The sequence below is a fragment of the Streptomyces sp. NPDC101393 genome, assembly GCF_044767385.1.
In the GTDB taxonomy this organism is placed as follows: domain Bacteria; phylum Actinomycetota; class Actinomycetes; order Streptomycetales; family Streptomycetaceae; genus Streptomyces.
In genome coordinates, this window is record NZ_JBIWNU010000001.1 from 535,306 (window position 1) to 552,629 (window position 17,324).

General features: G+C 69.8%; 15 protein-coding genes and 1 riboswitch. Of the genes, 8 read left to right on the plus strand and 7 right to left on the minus strand.

The features are described from left to right. The first annotated feature begins 37 nt into the window (after nt 1-37). Nucleotides 38-1,018: an RNA polymerase sigma factor SigF gene (locus tag ACIRQ7_RS02295; protein ID WP_404260068.1), complete on the plus strand. Its 981-nt coding sequence runs from the start codon at nt 38-40 to the stop codon at nt 1,016-1,018. A 63-nt stretch (nt 1,019-1,081) separates the two neighbouring features. Here ACIRQ7_RS02295 and ACIRQ7_RS02300 read toward each other — a convergent pair whose 3' ends face one another. Then, the gene (locus ACIRQ7_RS02300; protein ID WP_401462861.1) at nt 1,082-1,543 is read right to left on the minus strand and encodes a hypothetical protein; all 462 of its coding nucleotides are present in this window, start codon (nt 1,541-1,543) and stop codon (nt 1,082-1,084) included. 95 nt (nt 1,544-1,638) lie between these two features. On the opposite strand from ACIRQ7_RS02300, the gene ACIRQ7_RS02305 reads away from it, so the two are divergent. Then, nucleotides 1,639-2,622 (plus strand): diacylglycerol/lipid kinase family protein, encoded by a 984-nt coding sequence (locus ACIRQ7_RS02305; RefSeq protein WP_401462859.1) that lies wholly within the window; start codon nt 1,639-1,641, stop codon nt 2,620-2,622. Between the two features lie 320 nt (nt 2,623-2,942). After that, a complete protein-coding gene (locus tag ACIRQ7_RS02310) occupies nt 2,943-3,200 on the plus strand; it encodes a WhiB family transcriptional regulator (protein WP_003983230.1) in 258 nt (85 codons plus the stop codon). Nucleotides 3,201-3,394: 194 nt separating this feature from the next. Here ACIRQ7_RS02310 and ACIRQ7_RS02315 read toward each other — a convergent pair whose 3' ends face one another. Together ACIRQ7_RS02315 and ACIRQ7_RS02320 are read right to left on the minus strand one after the other, a co-directional pair. Continuing rightward, a complete protein-coding gene (locus ACIRQ7_RS02315) occupies nt 3,395-4,867 on the minus strand; it encodes a sensor histidine kinase (protein ID WP_401463767.1) in 1,473 nt (490 codons plus the stop codon). 329 nt (nt 4,868-5,196) lie between these two features. After that, nucleotides 5,197-5,880 (minus strand): TetR/AcrR family transcriptional regulator, encoded by a 684-nt coding sequence (locus ACIRQ7_RS02320; RefSeq protein ID WP_404259225.1) that lies wholly within the window; start codon nt 5,878-5,880, stop codon nt 5,197-5,199. Nucleotides 5,881-6,021: 141 nt separating this feature from the next. On the opposite strand from ACIRQ7_RS02320, the gene ACIRQ7_RS02325 reads away from it, so the two are divergent. Next, entirely contained in the window at nt 6,022-6,783 is a 762-nt protein-coding gene (locus ACIRQ7_RS02325; protein ID WP_404259227.1) for an SDR family oxidoreductase, read from the plus strand. A 156-nt stretch (nt 6,784-6,939) separates the two neighbouring features. Further along, nucleotides 6,940-7,722: a glucosamine-6-phosphate deaminase gene (gene nagB, locus ACIRQ7_RS02330; protein ID WP_404259228.1), complete on the plus strand. Its 783-nt coding sequence runs from the start codon at nt 6,940-6,942 to the stop codon at nt 7,720-7,722. Between the two features lie 1,268 nt (nt 7,723-8,990). Here the strand turns inward: nagB and ACIRQ7_RS02335 are convergent. The 4 genes from ACIRQ7_RS02335 to ACIRQ7_RS02350 form a co-directional block, all read right to left on the minus strand. After that, nucleotides 8,991-10,514: a glycoside hydrolase family 3 protein gene (locus ACIRQ7_RS02335; protein WP_404259230.1), complete on the minus strand. Its 1,524-nt coding sequence runs from the start codon at nt 10,512-10,514 to the stop codon at nt 8,991-8,993. Between the two features lie 9 nt (nt 10,515-10,523). Continuing rightward, entirely contained in the window at nt 10,524-11,354 is an 831-nt protein-coding gene (locus ACIRQ7_RS02340) for a carbohydrate ABC transporter permease (protein WP_401462847.1), read from the minus strand. After that, nucleotides 11,351-12,334, minus strand: a complete 984-nt coding sequence (locus ACIRQ7_RS02345; protein ID WP_404259231.1) for a carbohydrate ABC transporter permease — start codon at nt 12,332-12,334, stop codon at nt 11,351-11,353. The genes ACIRQ7_RS02340 and ACIRQ7_RS02345 overlap by 4 nt, the downstream gene beginning before the upstream one ends. Before the next feature lie 89 nt (nt 12,335-12,423). Continuing rightward, on the minus strand, nt 12,424-13,689 hold the full coding sequence (locus ACIRQ7_RS02350) for an extracellular solute-binding protein (RefSeq protein WP_404259233.1): 1,266 nt from the start codon (nt 13,687-13,689) through the stop codon (nt 12,424-12,426). Nucleotides 13,690-13,931: 242 nt separating this feature from the next. Between ACIRQ7_RS02350 and ACIRQ7_RS02355 the strand changes: the two genes are divergently transcribed. From ACIRQ7_RS02355 to mctP, 3 genes are all read left to right on the plus strand, one after another. Then, a complete protein-coding gene (locus ACIRQ7_RS02355; protein WP_401463765.1) occupies nt 13,932-14,693 on the plus strand; it encodes a GntR family transcriptional regulator in 762 nt (253 codons plus the stop codon). 186 nt (nt 14,694-14,879) lie between these two features. After that, nucleotides 14,880-15,140 carry a DUF3311 domain-containing protein gene (locus ACIRQ7_RS02360; protein WP_401462840.1) on the plus strand — a complete coding sequence of 87 codons (261 nt, stop codon included), beginning with the start codon at nt 14,880-14,882 and terminating at the stop codon, nt 15,138-15,140. A 17-nt stretch (nt 15,141-15,157) separates the two neighbouring features. After that, nucleotides 15,158-16,840: a monocarboxylate uptake permease MctP gene (gene mctP, locus ACIRQ7_RS02365; RefSeq protein ID WP_403666896.1), complete on the plus strand. Its 1,683-nt coding sequence runs from the start codon at nt 15,158-15,160 to the stop codon at nt 16,838-16,840. Nucleotides 16,841-17,048: 208 nt separating this feature from the next. Further along, nucleotides 17,049-17,208, plus strand: a riboswitch (cobalamin riboswitch). Nucleotides 17,209-17,324 lie beyond the last annotated feature (116 nt).

The window sequence follows — 17,324 nt, forward strand, 5'->3', positions numbered from 1 at the left end:
AGGGGGCCCCGTGAAAGATCTCGAACGCGGCGCGCGGATGGCGCCCAGGGCGACCATCCCCGAGCAGCAGGAGGCCCGGCCGCATCCGGTGGGCGTAGACGACCACGGCGGCCGGTTGGACGCGGCGGAGCAGGCAGAGCGGGCGGACCACATGGACCAGAGCGAGCAGCAGGGGCAGCAGGCGCATCAGCACGATCCGCCCGCGACCGACCAGAAGCCCCAGGAACCCCAGCATTCCCAAGAGCCGCAGCACCACCATGACCCGCACGACCGCAGCGGCGCCAGGGCGATGTTCTACGAGCTGCGCAAGCTCCCCGACGGTTCGGCGGAGCGCGCGGAGCTGCGCAACACCCTGGTCCGGATGCATCTGCCGCTCGTGGAACACCTCGCGCGGCGGTTCCGCAACCGCGGCGAGCCGCTGGACGACCTGACCCAGGTCGCCACCATCGGCCTGATCAAGTCCGTGGACCGCTTCGACCCGGACCGGGGTGTGGAGTTCTCCACCTACGCCACCCCCACCGTCGTCGGCGAGATCAAGCGGCACTTCCGCGACAAGGGGTGGGCGGTCCGCGTCCCGCGCCGCCTCCAGGAGCTGCGGCTGTCCCTGACCACCGCCACCGCCGAGCTCTCCCAGCGTCACGGCCGTGCGCCCACGGTCCATGAGCTGGCCGAGCAACTCGGGATCTCCGAGGAAGAAGTCCTGGAGGGCCTGGAGTCGGCCAACGCCTACAGCACCCTGTCCCTGGACGTCCCGGACACCGACGACGAGTCACCGGCCGTCGCCGACACCCTGGGCGCCGAGGATGAGGCGCTGGAGGGCGTCGAATACCGCGAGTCCCTCAAGCCGCTGCTGGAGGATCTCCCGCCGCGCGAGAAGAAGATCCTGCTGCTCCGCTTCTTCGGCAACATGACCCAGTCGCAGATCGCCCAGGAGGTCGGCATCTCCCAGATGCACGTCTCGCGCCTCCTGGCCCGCACCCTCGCCCAGCTGCGCGACCGGCTCCTCGTCGAGGAGTGAACCGCCAGGTGAACGGGCCGGCGGGGTTCCTGTGGACCCCGCCCGCTCCTCGCCCCCGGACGCCTACCGCGGTTCCCGGGGCCCGATGCCCAGCGCCTCGGTGGCCGTCGGATTGACCAGCAGCACGAGCACGACGATCGCGCCCACGGCGAGCCCGGCACCGGCCGCGATCAGCACCCCGCCACCCTTGACGAGCGTCCAGGCCACCGGCAGCGCCACGATCTGGGTGATCAGCGAGGGGCCGCGGCTCCAGCGCCGGCGCAGCCACAGCCCGCGCGCCGCGACCAGCGGCAGCACCGCGAGCGCGAGCACGGTGAGCCCGCCCATCTCGGCCTGCTGCGCGCTGTCGGGCGAACCGGCCAGCCCCATGATCAGCATGTAGGCGCCCATGGCGGCGAGCGCCAGGCCCTCGACTGCGGTGAGCGCCGCGGCGGCGCTCAGCCGGGCGGGGCGCGGGCCGGTCGGCTCGGTAGCGGCGGGGGCGCCGGCCACCCGGGCCGTGGACTGCTTCTGCTGACTGCTCACCCCAGCAGGGTAGCGCCGCCGGAACGCTCTTCCAGGGCGGCCCGGGGACGGGCGGGACGTCAGGCGGGTACCAGCAGGTAGGTACGCTTCTTCATATGCGCGCACTTCTCGTGGTCAATCCCATGGCAACCTCCACCACCGCGCGCACCCGCGACGTCCTCACCCACGCGCTCGCCAGCGACCTCAAGCTGGAAGTCGCCGAGACGCAGTACCGCGGCCACGCCCGCGAGCTGGCCCGGCAGGCGGCAGAGGACGGCCGGACCGAGCTGGTGGTGGCGCTCGGCGGCGACGGCACGGTCAATGAAGTCGTCAACGGCCTGCTGACCAACGGCCCCGATCCGGATGCGCATCCGCGCCTGGCCGTGGTCCCCGGTGGCTCCACGAACGTCTTCGCCCGCGCGCTCGGCCTCCCCAATGACGCGGTGGAGGCGACCGGCGCCCTGCTGGACGCGCTGCGTGACGGCAATGAGCGCACGGTGAGTCTGGGCCTGGCCTCCGGCACCCCCGGCAGCGAGGACGAAGGCGTCCCGGAGCGCTGGTTCACCTTCTGCGCGGGCTTCGGTTTCGACGCGGGCGTCGTGGGCCGCGTAGAGCAGCAGCGCGAACGCGGCAAGCGTTCGACGCACGCCCTGTACGTGCGACAGTTCGTACGCCAGTTCATGGGGGACGCGAACCGCCGGCACGGTGCCATCACCCTCGAACGGCCGGACGGTCACGGCGGCTCCACCACGGTCACCGAGGACCTCGTGATGTCCATAATCTGCAACACCTCCCCGTGGACCTACCTGGGCAATCGCCCGATCTACCCGTCCCCGGAAGCGTCGTTCGACTCGGCCCTGGACCTGTTCGCACTGAGCAAGCTTTCGGCCCCCACCATGACCCGGTACGCCACCCAGCTGCTGACGTCAACACCGCATCGCGGCCCCCAGGGCAAGCACGCGGTCTCGCTTCATGACCTCACGGACTTCACCTTGCATTCACAGGTTCCACTGCCCTTCCAGATGGACGGTGACCACCTGGGACTGCGTACGAGTGTGACGTTCACAGGCGTTCGCCGTGCACTGCGTGTGATTGTGTGAGCAGTAGGGCCTAAAGTCCTTTCACTCGAACGTTTAGACAGACTTCCACCCCCTGGAAGTACGGCTGTGAGCTAGGCGACACCAAGGAATCAAAAAAAAGTTTCCGGAAGGGGTTGTATCCGTCGCCGAGGTTTGCGAGTCTCTTCATGGCGATCGGGACGGCCGCTTTACCGGCCCCCTTGAGAGTCCGAATCCTCCTCCTCATTCCACAGGACCGCACCAGTTCACAACTGGAGTTCGGCCCTTCCCTTGTGGAGGGATTCGTGAAAGCGTTCACATTCACAAGCAACGTTCCCGTCATACGAGGAGATGGAGCAGCCATGGACTGGCGTCACCGCGCCGTTTGCCGCGAGGAAGACCCCGAGCTCTTCTTCCCCATCGGCAACACCGGTCCTGCGCTCCTGCAGATCGAGGAAGCCAAGGCCGTCTGCCGCCGCTGCCCCGTCATGGAGCAGTGCCTGCAGTGGGCGCTCGAGTCCGGCCAGGACTCCGGCGTCTGGGGAGGTCTGAGCGAGGACGAGCGCCGCGCAATGAAGCGCCGCGCAGCTCGTAACCGGGCGCGTAACGCAAGCGCCTGAGCCAGACGCCCCGTGGCCCCCGAGCCGCAGTGCGCAGTAGTACCCCGATGCTCCGCCAGAGCGGAAAAGCCTGGACGGTATTCGCATCGCTAAAGCTTTGAGCCCCGGACCGTATGGTCCGGGGCTAACTGCTTTTCGGGGCCCTTACCGGCGCCCGCCCGAACGGACGGACGGCCGACCGGAATCGCCGGACCTCAGTGCTGCTTTTCGGCGCGCACGGGAACGTCGAGGATGACCTGGGTACCCCGTTCGGGCGCCTGCACCATGTCGAACTTTCCGCCCAACTCCCCTTCCACCAGGGTCCGTACGATCTGCAGCCCCAGATTTCCGGCGCGCTGCGGATCGAAACCGTCGGGCAGTCCACGGCCGTTGTCCTGGACGGTGACCAGCAGGCGCGGTTCCGTACGGCTGCCGCCGCGTACCGCGCCGACCTCGACCGTGCCGTGTTCGCCCTGGTCGAAGGCGTGCTCCAGGGCGTTCTGCAGGATTTCGGTGAGCACCATCGACAGCGGTGTGGCGACCTCGGCGTCCAGGATGCCGAAGCGGCCGGTGCGACGGGTGGTGACCTTGCCCGGGGAGATCTCCGCGACCATGGCCAGCACCCGGTCGGCGATCTCGTCGAATTCGACCCGTTCGTCGAGATTCTGGGAGAGCGTCTCGTGCACGATCGCGATCGAACCGACCCTGCGCACGGCCTCGTTGAGCGCGTCACGGCCCTGCGCGGAGTCCATCCGGCGGGACTGCAGCCGCAGCAGCGCGGCGACGGTCTGGAGATTGTTCTTCACCCGGTGGTGGATTTCCCGGATGGTGGCGTCCTTGGTGATCAGTTCCCGTTCGCGGCGGCGGAGTTCGGTCACATCGCGGAGCAGAACCAGCGAACCGATATGCGTCCCCTTGGGTTTGAGCGGAATGGCGCGCAATTGGATCACGCCCTCCTCGCCCTCGACCTCGAATTCGCGCGGCGCCCATCCGCTGGCGAGCTTCACCAGGGCCTCGTCCACCGGGCCGCGGGCCGGCGCCAGTTCGGCGGTGGCCTGGCCGAGGTGGTGTCCCACCAGGTCCGCGGCGAGACCGAGCCGGTGGTAGGCGGAGAGCGCGTTGGGGCTGGCGTACTGGACGATGCCGTCGCCGTCGAGCCGGATCAGGCCGTCGCCGGCCCGCGGCGAGGCGTCCATGTCGACCTGCTGGCCGGGGAAGGGAAACGATCCGGCAGCGATCATCTGGGCGAGGTCGGAGGCGCTCTGGAGGTAGGTGAGCTCCAGCCGGCTGGGCGTACGCACGGTCAGCAGGTTGGTGTTGCGGGCGATCACACCGAGCACCCGGCCGTCACGGCGCACCGGAATGGACTCCACACGCACGGGCACCTCCTCGCGCCACTCCGGATCGCCCTCGCGGACGATCCGGCCCTCGTCGAGGGCGGAGTCCAGCATGGGGCGGCGGCCGCGCGGAACGAGGTGGCCGACCATGTCGTCCTGGTAAGAGGTGGGTCCGGTGTTGGGCCGCATCTGGGCGACGGACACATAGCGGGTGCCGTCCAGGGTGGGGACCCACAGGACGAGATCCGCGAAGGACAGGTCGGAGAGCAGCTGCCACTCCGAGACCAGCAGGTGGAGCCACTCGAGGTCGGAGTCGCTCAGAGCGGTGTGCTGGCGTACGAGATCGTTCATGGAGGGCACGTCTGGGAGCCTACCGGCGTACGGTGTATCTGTTGTCCCTGCACGGGCATGGACAGATCAGAATGGTCTAGTCCACAATGACGTGTTAAAGCTTCCGCTCTCCCCGCACAGGAGAGCGGATCGAGGCTCGAGGCGCTCTCTGCCCTGACTGCGCCAAGGCCTCCTATCGACCGGCCCCAGGACGGGACCGTATCCCTACCGCACATTGGGGTACCTACCGCCCGAAAACGGGACCGGCCGATGTCAGCTCCGGGCTGCGGTGCCGGACAGGTTGAGGGTCCTGTCCCGGCGCCGCGGCCCGCGGGTGTTTCCGGGGCGGTTCACACCGACCCCTCGGCCTGCGCGCCGGATGCGTCCGATCCGCCGGACGCACGGGACGCCGCCGATTCCCGGTCCCCGGCCGGCCAGGCCCGCATCGCCAGTTCTGCGACCGCCTCCAGCGTCGTCCGGTCCGCGCCGTCCCGCGACTGCTGCGACATGCCCTGGATGACCGCGCCCATGCAGTGCGCCAGCGCGCTCGCGTCGGTGTCGGCGGGGAGTTCGCCGGAAGCGATGTCCGCCCGGATGCGGCGCTCGATCCCGTCGACGTTCGAGCGCCGCATCGCGAGCAGCGACTCGGCGACCTCGGCGGACGCGGGCGCGGTGTTGAGGGCGGCACTGATGACGAGGCAGCCGTGCGGGCGGCCGGGCAGGGTGTATTCGACCGCGGCCTCGCGCAGCGCGCGCTCGACGCCTCGGCGGGCGGTCGGCTCCTCGGCCACCGCGCGGGCGAGGAATCCGCCGTAGAGCCGGCCGTACTCGGCCACCACCTCGTCGAACAGCGCCCGCTTGTCGCCGAAGGCGGCATACAGGCTGGGGGCGCTGATGCCCATGGTGCGAGTGAGGTCGGAGATGGACGTGGCCTCGTAGCCGTGCTCCCAGAAGGACCGGACCGCCTGCTCCAACGCCGTTTCGCGGTCGAAGGACCGGGGCCTGCCGCGCTGTTTCGCTTCCTTGGACGCCATGCCATGAATTCTATAGCGCTCGGTACGGATTGCGTGCTACGGTTTTTCCGTAGCGGGCGATACAGAAAGAAGCGCCCGCTACGGAGGCGGACGTGCCCACGAACGGCGTGGACACCCGCACACGACATGGGGGGCATTGCCATGGGGGCACTCAGCGGCAGGACGGCGCTGGTCACGGGCGGCAGCCGGGGCATCGGCCGGGCGATCTCGGAGCGGCTCGGACGGGAGGGCGCGCGGGTCGGCGTCCACTACGGCCACGACGAGGCCGCGGCGAAGGGGACGGTGACCGCGATCGAGGAAGCCGGCGGGCAGGCGTTCGCCATCCGTGCCGAGCTGACCGCGCCGGGCGGGGTCGAGGTGCTGTGGGAGCAGTTCGACGCACAGGCGGACGCGCTGGACATCCTGGTGAACAACGCCGGCACGGACGGCACCCGGGAGCCGATCGCCGGCGTCACCGAGGCGGACTTCGACCGGGTCTTCGCACTCAACACCAAGGCACCGTTCTTCCTCACCCAGGCCGGTCTGAGCCGGCTGCGGGACGGCGGCCGGATCATCAACACCTCGACCGGACTGACGCGCGGCCTCGCCAAGCCCGAGCTGATCGCCTACTCCATGACCAAGGGGGCGATCGACGTCTTCACCGCGACCCTGGCCAAGGAACTCGGCCCCCGCGGCATCACGGTCAACGCCGTCGCCCCGGGCGTGGTCGACACCGACATGAATGCCGGCTGGCTGCGCGGAGAGGCGAACGCCGGCGCGCGGGAGGCGGTCCGGGCGATATCACCGCTGAGCCGGATCGCGGACGCGACGGATGTCGGCGACATCGTGGCCTTCCTGGCGTCGGACGACAGCCGCTGGGTCACCGGCCAGTGGATCGACGCGACAGGGGGTGCGCTTCTCTGAACGACGCCGAATGGGGGCTCCCCCTGCGGCCGCCGGGCCGATGCCGTGCGGTCGTCACCCCGGGCGATTTCGGAGCGCCGACCGGTTCCGGCGGACCTCCCTCTGGTAGATTGGTCTATACCACATGAGTCCATTCTCCAGAACGGCAGGCCAAGCGTGGAAGTTGTCATCGTCCCGGACGCCACGGCAGGCGGCGAACTCATCGCGGAGGCCATCGCCACCCTGGTGCGCCGCAAGCCCGACGCTCTGCTCGGCGTGGCCACCGGCTCGACCCCGTTGCCGATTTACGAGGCGCTCTCGGCGCAGGTCAGGGCGGGCACGGTGGACGCCGCACGCGCCCGCATCTGCCAGCTCGACGAGTATGTGGGGCTGCCCGCGGGTCACCCCGAGTCCTACCGTTCGGTGGTGCTGCGGGAGGTCGTCGAACCGCTCGGGCTCAGCGAGGGTTCCTTCATGGGCCCGGACGGCTCGGCCGAGGATGTCCTGGCCGCCTGCGAGGCGTACGACCTCGCGCTGCGGGAGGCCGGCGGGGTGGATCTCCAGCTGCTCGGTATCGGCACCGACGGGCACATCGGCTTCAACGAACCGTGCTCGTCGCTCGCTTCGCGTACGCGTATCAAGACGCTGACCCAGCAGACCCGGGAGGACAACGCCCGGTTCTTCGACAGTCTCGACGAGGTCCCGCACCACGTCATCACCCAGGGCATCGGCACCATCCTGGAAGCCCGCCATCTGGTGCTGCTGGCCACCGGCGAGGGCAAGGCCGAGGCCGTGGCGCAGTCCGTCGAAGGTCCGGTGGCCGCCCTGGTCCCGGCCTCGGCGCTGCAGCTCCACCCGCACGCGACGGTCGTCGTCGACGAAGCGGCGGCCTCCAAGCTGAAGCTCGCCGACTACTTCCGTGCCACCTACGCGGCAAAGCCGGACTGGCAAGGGATCTGAGAACGGCGCCCCTCGGCCGTGGGGTGCCTCACCCCACGGCCGGGTGCGGGGGCGGCTCCGGGTTGGCCTCCCCCACCATGCGCCAAGCGCTGCAGGCCCGTTGAGGGCTACACGGTGTCGGACACTCGGTTCGGCTCCCGGTTCGGCTCCCGGTTCGGCTCCCGGTTCGGCTCCCGGTTCGGCTCCCGGTTCGGCTCCCGGTTCGGCTCCCGGTTCGGCTCCCGGTTCGGCTCCCGGTTCGGCCGGCAGTCCCCTGCGGGGAACTGCCGGCCGGGGCGCGTGCGGGGCGGGGCGCGTTCGGGGCGGGGCGCGTTCGGGGCGGGGCATCGGGGTCGGGCGTTGCCCGTGGAGAGGGTTCGGGGGCGGGGCCTCTTCGGGGACAAGGCGTACGCGTGCGGGGTAGCGCGGGGCGGTTCGGGGCGGGGCGGTTCGGGGTGGGGCGCGCCCACCGCTGTGACTGGGACGGAGGCTCCCCTGCCGTGGGCCGCGTAGGACGGCCGCCCCGCCGTGGGCAGCAGGGCCTCCCCCCACCATGTGCCAAGCGTCGTCGGCCCGTTGAGGCTGCGCGGTGGCAGACACTCGGTCCGGCTGCCGGGGCAGCGGTCCGCTTCTCCGCCGTCGGGTGCCGACTCTCCTCAGCCAGGTCGCCTCAGAGCACCCCTCGATGGCTGAGCATGTCAGCCCCCTCGGTGGCTGTGTCTGTCAGCGCCCGTCGACGGCTGGGCATGTCGTGTCAGCTCTCCCCCGTCGCCTGCACCTACCCCCTCCCTACCCCCTCCCTCTGCCGCCCAGCCGCCCCCGCTTGGCGCCCCGCCCTGCCACCTCCGCTGTGGCGCCTCGCCTGCTCGCGCGGCTCGCGCTGACGCCCGCACCTGATGGCTCGCCCAGCCGGCGCGTTTGCGGTGGGCCAGGGGCCCTATCGCCGTCGGCTCGTTTGGTGGTTGGGCCCTGGGGCACCATCGCCGTCGGCTCGCTGGCGGTGCAGCCCTGGGCCCCTATCGCCGTCGGCTCGCTGGTCGTGGGCCCTGCGGCGCGATCACCGCCGGCTCATTTGGTGGTTGGGCCCTGGGGCACTTACGCCCTCGGCTCGTTTGGTGGTTGGGCCCTGGGGCACATCGCCGTCGGCTCGCTGGCGGTGCAGCCCTGGGCCCCTATCGCCGTCGGCTCGCTGGTCGTGGGCCCTGCGGCGCGATCACCGCCGGCTCATTTGGTGGTTGGGCCCTGGGGCACCATCGCCGTCGGCTCGCTGGGCCCTGGGCCCTGGGCCGCTATCGCTCGGTGAGGGATTCGGCGGCGGCCTGGCCGCAGACGCGGGCGGCGCCGTGGGTGGCCAGGTGGAGGGCGCCGCGGGGCGGGGCCTGGGGGACGCCCATCTCGACTACTGCGGTGTCGGGGCGGGCGGTGACCAGGGTGTCCAGGGCCTCCGCCATCCAGGGGTGGCGGTGGACATCGCGTACGACAGCGATGATGCGGCGGTCTGCGGCGGCCCGGAGCAGACCGTCGACCAGGATGCGGGGGCCGTCGGTGGCGGCCAACTCCCCGGTGTAGGTGCCGGTTTCGGTGCCGGGGAGAAGACGGGTCAGTTCGGCGGCGACGCCCCAGGGTGTGTCGTCTCCGACGGCGATGTTGGCGAGGGGGGTGAAGGCGGCGACGTAGGGCGCGGTGGTGAGCGGCTCAAAGGTGCCGTCGGTGGTACGGCGCAGGGCACGGCGGGCGGCGGCGAGGCCGATGCCGGGTGCGGGCGCGGTCCCCACCGCCGCGCCCGCACTCCGGGTCCAGCGCGCCAGGGCGCGCACCCGTGCCGCGGCGTCGGCGAGCCGCTTCTCCGACAGCTCGCCGTCGCGCACCGCCCTCACCAGGGCGTCGCGCAGCCGCAGCACGGTGTCCTCGTCGGCCAGTCCGCCGCCCACACAGATCGCGTCGGCGCCGGCGGCGACGGCCAGCACGCTGCCGCGTTCGATGCCGTAGGTGGCGGCGATGGCCCGCATCTCCATCCCGTCGGTGACGATCAGTCCGTCGAAGCCGAGGCCGCCGTCGGTCTCGGGGGCGCGCAGCAGGCCGTGCAGGGCGGCCGGGCTGAGCGTGGCGGGGTGGCTGCCGTCCAGGGCGGGCAGCAGGATGTGTGCGCTCATGACGGCCTTGGTGCCGGCGGCGATCGCGGCGCGGAAGGGGACGAGTTCGCGCTCCTGGAGGGTGGGCAGGTCGGCGGCGATCCGCGGCAGGTCGTGGTGGGAGTCGACGGCGGTGTCGCCGTGCCCGGGGAAGTGCTTGGTGCAGGCGGCGACTCCGGCGGACTGCAGGCCGTCGACGTAGGCGGCGGTGTGCCGGGCGACGAGCTGCGGGTCGGCGCCGAAGGAGCGTACGCCGATGACGGGGTTGCCGGGGTTGGAGTTGACGTCGGCGGACGGCGCCCAGTTGAGGTTGATGCCGCATTCCGCGAGCCGACGGCCGAGTTCGCGGGCGACGTCGCGGGTCAGCTCCGTGTCGTCGACGGCGCCGAGCGCGAGATTGCCGGGGAAGGAGGAGCCGCCGCGTACTTCGAGGCGGGTGACGTCGCCGCCCTCTTCGTCGACGGCGACGAGGATGTCGTCGCGTTCCGACCGCAACCGCCGGGTGAGGGCGGCGAGTTGTGCGGGGTCGGCGACGTTGCGGCCGAAGAGGCCGACCGATGCCAGGCCTTCGCCGAGCCGGCGCAGCAGCCAGTCGGGGGCCGTGGTGCCGGTGAAGCCGGGCTGGAGGACGGCGAGCGCGTCGCGGGTGAGGGTGTCGGCGGAGCGGGTGAGCGTGGTCATGTGGCTGCGTTATCCCTTCACTGCGCCGGAGGTGAGACCGCCGACCGCCTTGCGTTGCAGGAACAGGAACAGCACCAGGATCGGGATGGCGAAGATCGAGGCGGCGGCCATGGTGGCGCCCCAGTCGTCGCCGAACTGGCTCTGGAACTGCGAGAGCCAGAGCGGCAGGGTGCCCATGGCGGGTTCCTTGTTGAGGACAAGTACGAGCGGGAATTCGTTCCAGGCGGTGATGAAGCCGAAGAGGGAGGTGGCCATCAGGCCGGGGGCGAGGAGCGGGAAGACGACCTTGGTGAAGGCCTGGCGGCGCGAGCAGCCGTCGACCATCGCGGACTCCTCCAGCTCCTTGGGCACCGCGGCGACGTAGCCGCGCAGTGTCAGCAGGGTGAAGGGGAGCACCATCAGCATGTAGAAGAAGGTGAGCGGCAGCAGGCTGTTGAGCATGTCGGCGTCCCGGACGATCATGTAGATCGAGATCACCATGACCTCCCAGGGTGCCATCTGGGCGACCATGAAGGTCAGCAGGATGCCCTTGCGGCCCTTGAACCGCATCCGCGCGATGGCGAACGACCCGCAGAGCGCGATCAGCAGCGACAACCCGACGGCGAGCACCGTCACGATGACCGAGTTCCCGGCCAGGGTCCAGAAGTCCGGGGCGTTCACGGCGGTCACGAAGTGCTCGAAGGTGCCGTGGAAGGGGAACCACACGGGCTCTTCGGTGATGATGTCCCGGGTCGGCTTGAAGGCCGTGTTGAACATCCAGTAGACGGGGAAGACGAAGCCGATGGCGAGCACGAGCGCCGTGGCGTTGGGCCAGAGTCGGCCGGCGATCGAGCGCTTCACAGCTCGTCCTCCTCTTGCTTGAGCGTCAGACGCAGGTAGTAGGCGGTCATGCCGAGCAGCACCACGATCGTGAGCAGCGAGATCGCCGCGCCCATGCCGAAGTGGAGGTTGCCGACGCCTTCGGTGAAGGCGTAGATCGGCAGGGTCTCGGTGAGCCGGTCGGGTCCGCCCTCGTTGATCGCGAAGATCTGCGGAAACGCCTTGAAGACCCAGATGACTTCGAGGAACGTCGTGGCGAGGAAGAAGGGCTTGAGGAAGGGGAAGGTCACCGACGTGAAGACCTTCCAGCTGCTCGCGCCGTCCATCCGGGCCGCTTCGTAGAGCTCCTTGGGGATGGTCGTGGTGGCGGCGTAGAGGTTGAGCGCCACGAAGGGCAGCGACTGCCACACGATCAGCACGGTGATGACGAAGAACGTCGAGAGCTGGCTGCCGACCCAGTCGTAGGCGGCCATGGAGTGCCAGCCGAGCTTGTCCAGCACCCAGTTGACGACGCCGTAGCGGGAGTCGAAGAGCCACTGGAAGACGGTGGTGGCGGCGATCACCGGCATGGCCCAGGTCAGCACCAGCGCGGCGGAGAGCACCAGCCGCATCTTCTTGCCGAGCCGGGCGAGCAGCAGTCCGATCAGCACCCCGAGCAGCATGATCAGTACGACGTTGACGCCGGTGAAGACGATGGTGCGGAGGGTGACCCGCCAGAACTGTTCGCTGCCCAGGATCTCCTGGTAGTTGCCGGTCCCGGCCCAGTCCGTGAGGTGCTGGATCAGCTCCTTCATGTTCAGGTTCTGGAAGGAGAGCAGCAGATTGCGCACCATCGGCCAGCCGAGGAAGACCGCGGTGGCGAGGAGGGCCGGGAGGAGCAGGAGGTAGGGGGCGCCGCGGGCGGCCCGCCGGCGGCCGGGTCCGCGGCGGGCGGGCGGTGCGCCCCCCTTGCCGATCCGCGGCGCGGTCTTCTCCACCGCGTCGTCGAGCTGCACTGCCATGACCGTCTCTCCCCATCGGACCGTGGTGCGCGTGCGGTGGCCGCGTGCGGGGCCGGGGGACGGCCGGCCCCGTACGCGGCCCGGTGCGGCTACTGCTTGGCGAGCCGCGCGTTGATCTCGGACTCGATGTCCTTGGCCGCCGCGGCCGGGGTCTTCCCGTTCAGGACCGCGGTCATGTAGTTCTTGATCGGGTTCGGCACGTTCTCGACCGCGGCCCACTGGGGGATCAGCGGCGTGGTGCCGGCCGACTTCTCGGCGGCGGGGGCGGCGGCAGCGGCTGCCGGATTCCCCTTGGCGGCGTCCGCCAGGTCGGGGGACTTGGGCGTCCAGCCGACCTCCTTGACCATCTGTCCGTCGTTCTTCTTCGACAGCGCGATCCGCAGGAATTCCTTGGCGAGGTCCTGGTTCTTGCCCATTCCGGCGACGGCGAAGTTGGAGCCGCCGAGGAATACGCCTTCGGGCTTCGCCGCGGTCTCACCGGGAATGGTGAAGAAGCCGATGTCGTCCTTGATCTTCGGATTGGCGGCGATGGCGGTCTTCGCCTCGTAGCCCATCGCGATGACGGCGCCGGTCCTGCCCTTGGCGAAGACCTCGGCCTGCTGCGGGGTGGCTTCGTCCTTGTTCTTCGGGGCGTCGCTGAAGGCCTGGTATTGCTTGTAGATGTCCATGGCCTTGGAGACCTTGGGGTCGCCGAGGTTGGAGACCCACTTGCCGCCGCTCTTCTTGACGAGGTCGGCACCGGTGCCGATGGTCAGGCCGTCGAAGAAGTACCAGTTCTGGCCGGGGAGGTAGAGCGGTTCGGCGTCGGTCTTCTTCTTGATGGCGTCGAACGCCTTGAAGAGCTGGTTGCGGGTCTGGGGGAGGTCCTTGAGGCCCGCCTCGGCCCAGATCTTCTTGTTGTACATGACCACGCGGTTCCCGGCGTACCACGGGAGCGCGTACTGCTTGCCGTCCGCCATCGCGGCCTTGTTGAAGGAGGCGTTCCAGTCGGCGCCGATGTCCTTCTTCAGGTCGCCGAGGTCCGCGAGGGCGCCGGCCTTGGCGTAGGCGGCGGTCTGGGTGTTGCCGATTTCGACGACGTCCGGCGGGGTGTCCTCGGAGAGCGCGGTGCTCAGCTTCTGCTGAATGCCGTTCCACTGCTGGACCTTGAACTCGACGGTGGCGCCGGTCTTCTTCTTGAATTGCGCGGAGACCTGCTTGGTCCATTCCGCCGGGTTCGACCCGCTCATCACCCATACGGTCAGCTTCTGGCCTTTGTAGCCATCGGCGCCCGCCTTGTTGTCGCTGGACCCACAGGCAGCGACACTCACCAGCATTCCCGCGACTGCCGTCGCTGCTATGAGCCCACGCTTCATTGCGCTCTCCCCCAAAGGCCGGGTGTGGTCTTTAATGGTTTAGACCAGTGCCCCGCAGCTTGGCCTAGACCTTTTGGGGTGTCAAGGGTGTATAAGAGTCGCTGTCAGGTCCGTTACCGGACCGACATCTTGCGGGCCGGGACCTGCGAGGGAGCAGGGGATGCCCACTCGTGCCACGATGTGAGCCGCTACGTACGGAGGAGCCGGTGACGGCAGCACGACAGGAGTCGGAGAGGCGGGTCATGGAGACCGACGGGGGCAGTGCCGAGAACAACGGCAGCGGCGTGCGGACGGCGCGCGTGCCCAAGTACTACCGCCTCAAGCGGCACTTGCTGGAGATCACCGAGACCCTGCCGCCCGGCACCCCGGTCCCGCCCGAGCGCACCCTCGCGGCGGAATTCGACACCTCCCGCACGACGGTGCGTCAGGCCCTCCAGGAGCTCGTCGTCGAGGGCCGCCTGGAGCGCATCCAGGGCAAGGGCACCTTCGTCGCCAAGCCCAAGGTCTCCCAGGCGCTGCAACTGACCTCCTACACCGAGGACATGCGCGCCCAGGGCCTGGAGCCCACCTCCCAGCTGCTGGACATCGGCTATGTCACGGCCGACGACCGGCTGGCCGGACTGCTGGACATCACCACCGGCGGCAGGGTGCTGCGCATCGAGCGCCTGCGGCTGGCCAGCGGTGAGCCGATGGCCATCGAGATCACCCATCTGTCGGCCAAGCGCTTCCCGGCGCTGCGCCGCAATCTCGTCAAGTACACCTCCCTCTACACCGCGCTCGCCGAGGTCTACGACGTCCGCCTCGCGGAGGCCGAGGAGACCATCGAGACCTCGCTCGCCACCCCCCGCGAGGCCGGGCTGCTGGGCACCGATGTCGGGCTGCCGATGCTGATGCTCTCCCGGCACTCCCTCGACGCGAAGGGGCAGCCGGTGGAGTGGGTGCGCTCGGTCTACCGCGGCGACCGCTACAAGTTCGTCGCGCGGCTCCAGCGACCGACCGACTGACGTCCGGCGGACCGGCGCCCGCCCGCCGCGCGAGGGCCCCGTGGGCGGTACCCGCGCCCGTTCCGGGTACCGGGCGGCGGGCGACGTTTCCGTACCGATATGCGGACAGCTAGTGACGCGCGCCACGGCCCTGCCATAGATTTCCAGCCGATTGCACAGGAGATCGCCAGGGACGGAGCCCCCGCCATGCCAGAGCCAGCCGCATCACCAGATACCAGACAGGTCGTCACTCCCACACGCGTGGTGGCCGGACTGTGCCTGATCGCTCCGTTCGTGGCGATGCTGTGGGTGAGTTCGTACGCCAGGATCGAACCGAGGTTCATCGGGATCCCGTACTTCTACTGGTACCAGATGATGTGGGTGCTCATCTCGACGGCGCTGACGATGACCGCGTACAAGCTCGTGCAGCGTGAGCAGCGCATCCGCAAGGGCGGTGCGACGAAGTGATAGCCGCAATCACCGCTGTGACGACGCCTGCCGCCCCGACGACCCTGGCCGCCTCCGGCACCGGGGGCGTGAACGGCGTCGCGCTGACCGTCTTCGTCTTCTTCTTCCTGGCCGTGACGGTCATGGGCTTCCTCGCCGCCCGCTGGCGCAAGGCCGAGCAGTCCGCCAACCTCGACGAATGGGGCCTGGGGGGCCGGAGTTTCGGCACCTGGGTGACATGGTTCCTGCTCGGCGGCGACCTCTACACCGCGTACACCTTCGTGGCCGTCCCGGCGGCGATCTACGCGGCGGGCGCGGCCGGCTTCTTCGCCGTCCCGTACACGATCCTCGTCTACCCGCTCATCTTCACCTTCCTGCCCCGCCTGTGGTCGGTGTCGCACAAGCACGGCTATGTCACCACCTCGGACTTCGTGCGCGGCCGCTTCGGCTCCAAGGGCCTGTCGCTGGCCGTCGCGCTCACCGGCATCCTGGCGACCATGCCCTACATCGCGCTCCAGCTGGTCGGCATCCAGGCCGTCCTCGACGTGATGGGCATCGGCGGCGGCCAGGACACCAACTGGTTCGTCAAGGACCTGCCGCTGCTGATCGCGTTCGCGGTGCTGGCCGCGTACACCTACTCGTCGGGCCTGCGGGCGCCCGCGCTGATCGCGTTCGTCAAGGACGGCTTGATCTACCTCGTCATCGCGGTGGCGATCATCTACATCCCGATCAAGCTCGGCGGTTTCGGCGCGATCTTCGACGCGGCCGGGGACGCCTTCGCCCAGCCGGGCCCCACCGGCAAACCGCGCGGCGAGCTGGCGAGCGGCCCCAACGCCCAGTGGGCGTACGCCACACTGGCGCTCGGCTCGGCGCTGGCGCTCTTCATGTACCCGCACTCGATCACCGCGACGCTGTCCTCGCGCAGCCGCAACGTGATCCGCCGCAACACCACGATCCTGCCGCTGTACTCCCTGATGCTGGGGCTGCTGGCGCTGCTCGGCTTCATGGCGATCGCCGCGAAGACGGACATCCACGGCAATCCGCAGCTGGCGGTGCCGCAGCTGTTCGAGGACATGTTCCCGAGCTGGTTCTCGGGCGTCGCGTTCGCCGCGATCGGGATCGGCGCGCTGGTGCCGGCCGCGATCATGTCGATCGCCGCGGCCAACCTCTTCACCCGCAACGTCTACAAGGACTTCCTCAAGCCGGACGCCACCCCGGCCCAGGAACACAAGGTCGCCAAGCTCGTCTCGCTGCTGGTGAAGGTCGGCGCGCTGGTCTTCGTGCTCACCATGGACAAGACGGTGGCCATCAACTTCCAGCTGCTGGGCGGCATCTGGATCCTGCAGACCATGCCCTCGCTGGTCGGCGGCCTCTTCACCCGGTGGTTCCACCGCTGGGCGCTGCTGGCCGGCTGGGCCGTCGGCATGCTCTACGGCACGCTCGCGGCGTACGGCGTGGCAAGTCCCACCCAGGCGCACTTCGGCGGCTCCAACAAGGAGATTCCCGGCATCGGTGAGATCGGCTACATCGGCCTGACGGCCTTCGTGCTGAACGTCGTCGTGACGGTGGTGCTGACCTTCGTGCTGAAGGCCGTGAACGCCCCGGAGGGTGTCGACGAGACCAGCCCCGGCGACTACACCGCCGACGCCGGCGACAAGGGCGTCACCGCCGACCTGCCGCCCGCGACGCCGGAGGCGGCGGAACCGGCCGGCAGCCACTGAGCCTGCGGGCCCTTCCGGCGAGCACGGGCCGCCGCGTCCCTCCGGGGAGGCGGCGGCCCGTTGCCGTGCCCGGGGGGCGGGGCGAGGCCCGCAGCCGCTTCCTGCGGGCCCCGGGCAGAGCGGGGAAGTCGGTACGGGCGAGCGGGGAGGCCACGGACAGACACGGCCCGATCACTCGCGACTCACTAGATATGGGGGTGCGCACGATGTGGCACCCCCACATGTATGCTCGTCTTCGCTGTCGCCGCAGGGGAATCCGGTGCGAATCCGGAACTGTCCCGCAACGGTGTATGAGTGCGCTTATCTGGCATTACCGCCATCCGCGCACCCGTGTAGTCCGAGGACCTGCCGACGGTACGCCCGTATCGCCATCGATGCGGACGTCGATACGTCCGGGCCCCGCGGGTTGGGCCGGTGGACGCCGCGCGGTGTGCCCGCGCACCCCGAGCGTTTGTGGGGTGCCGTGTGCCCGCGTGCGCCCGTC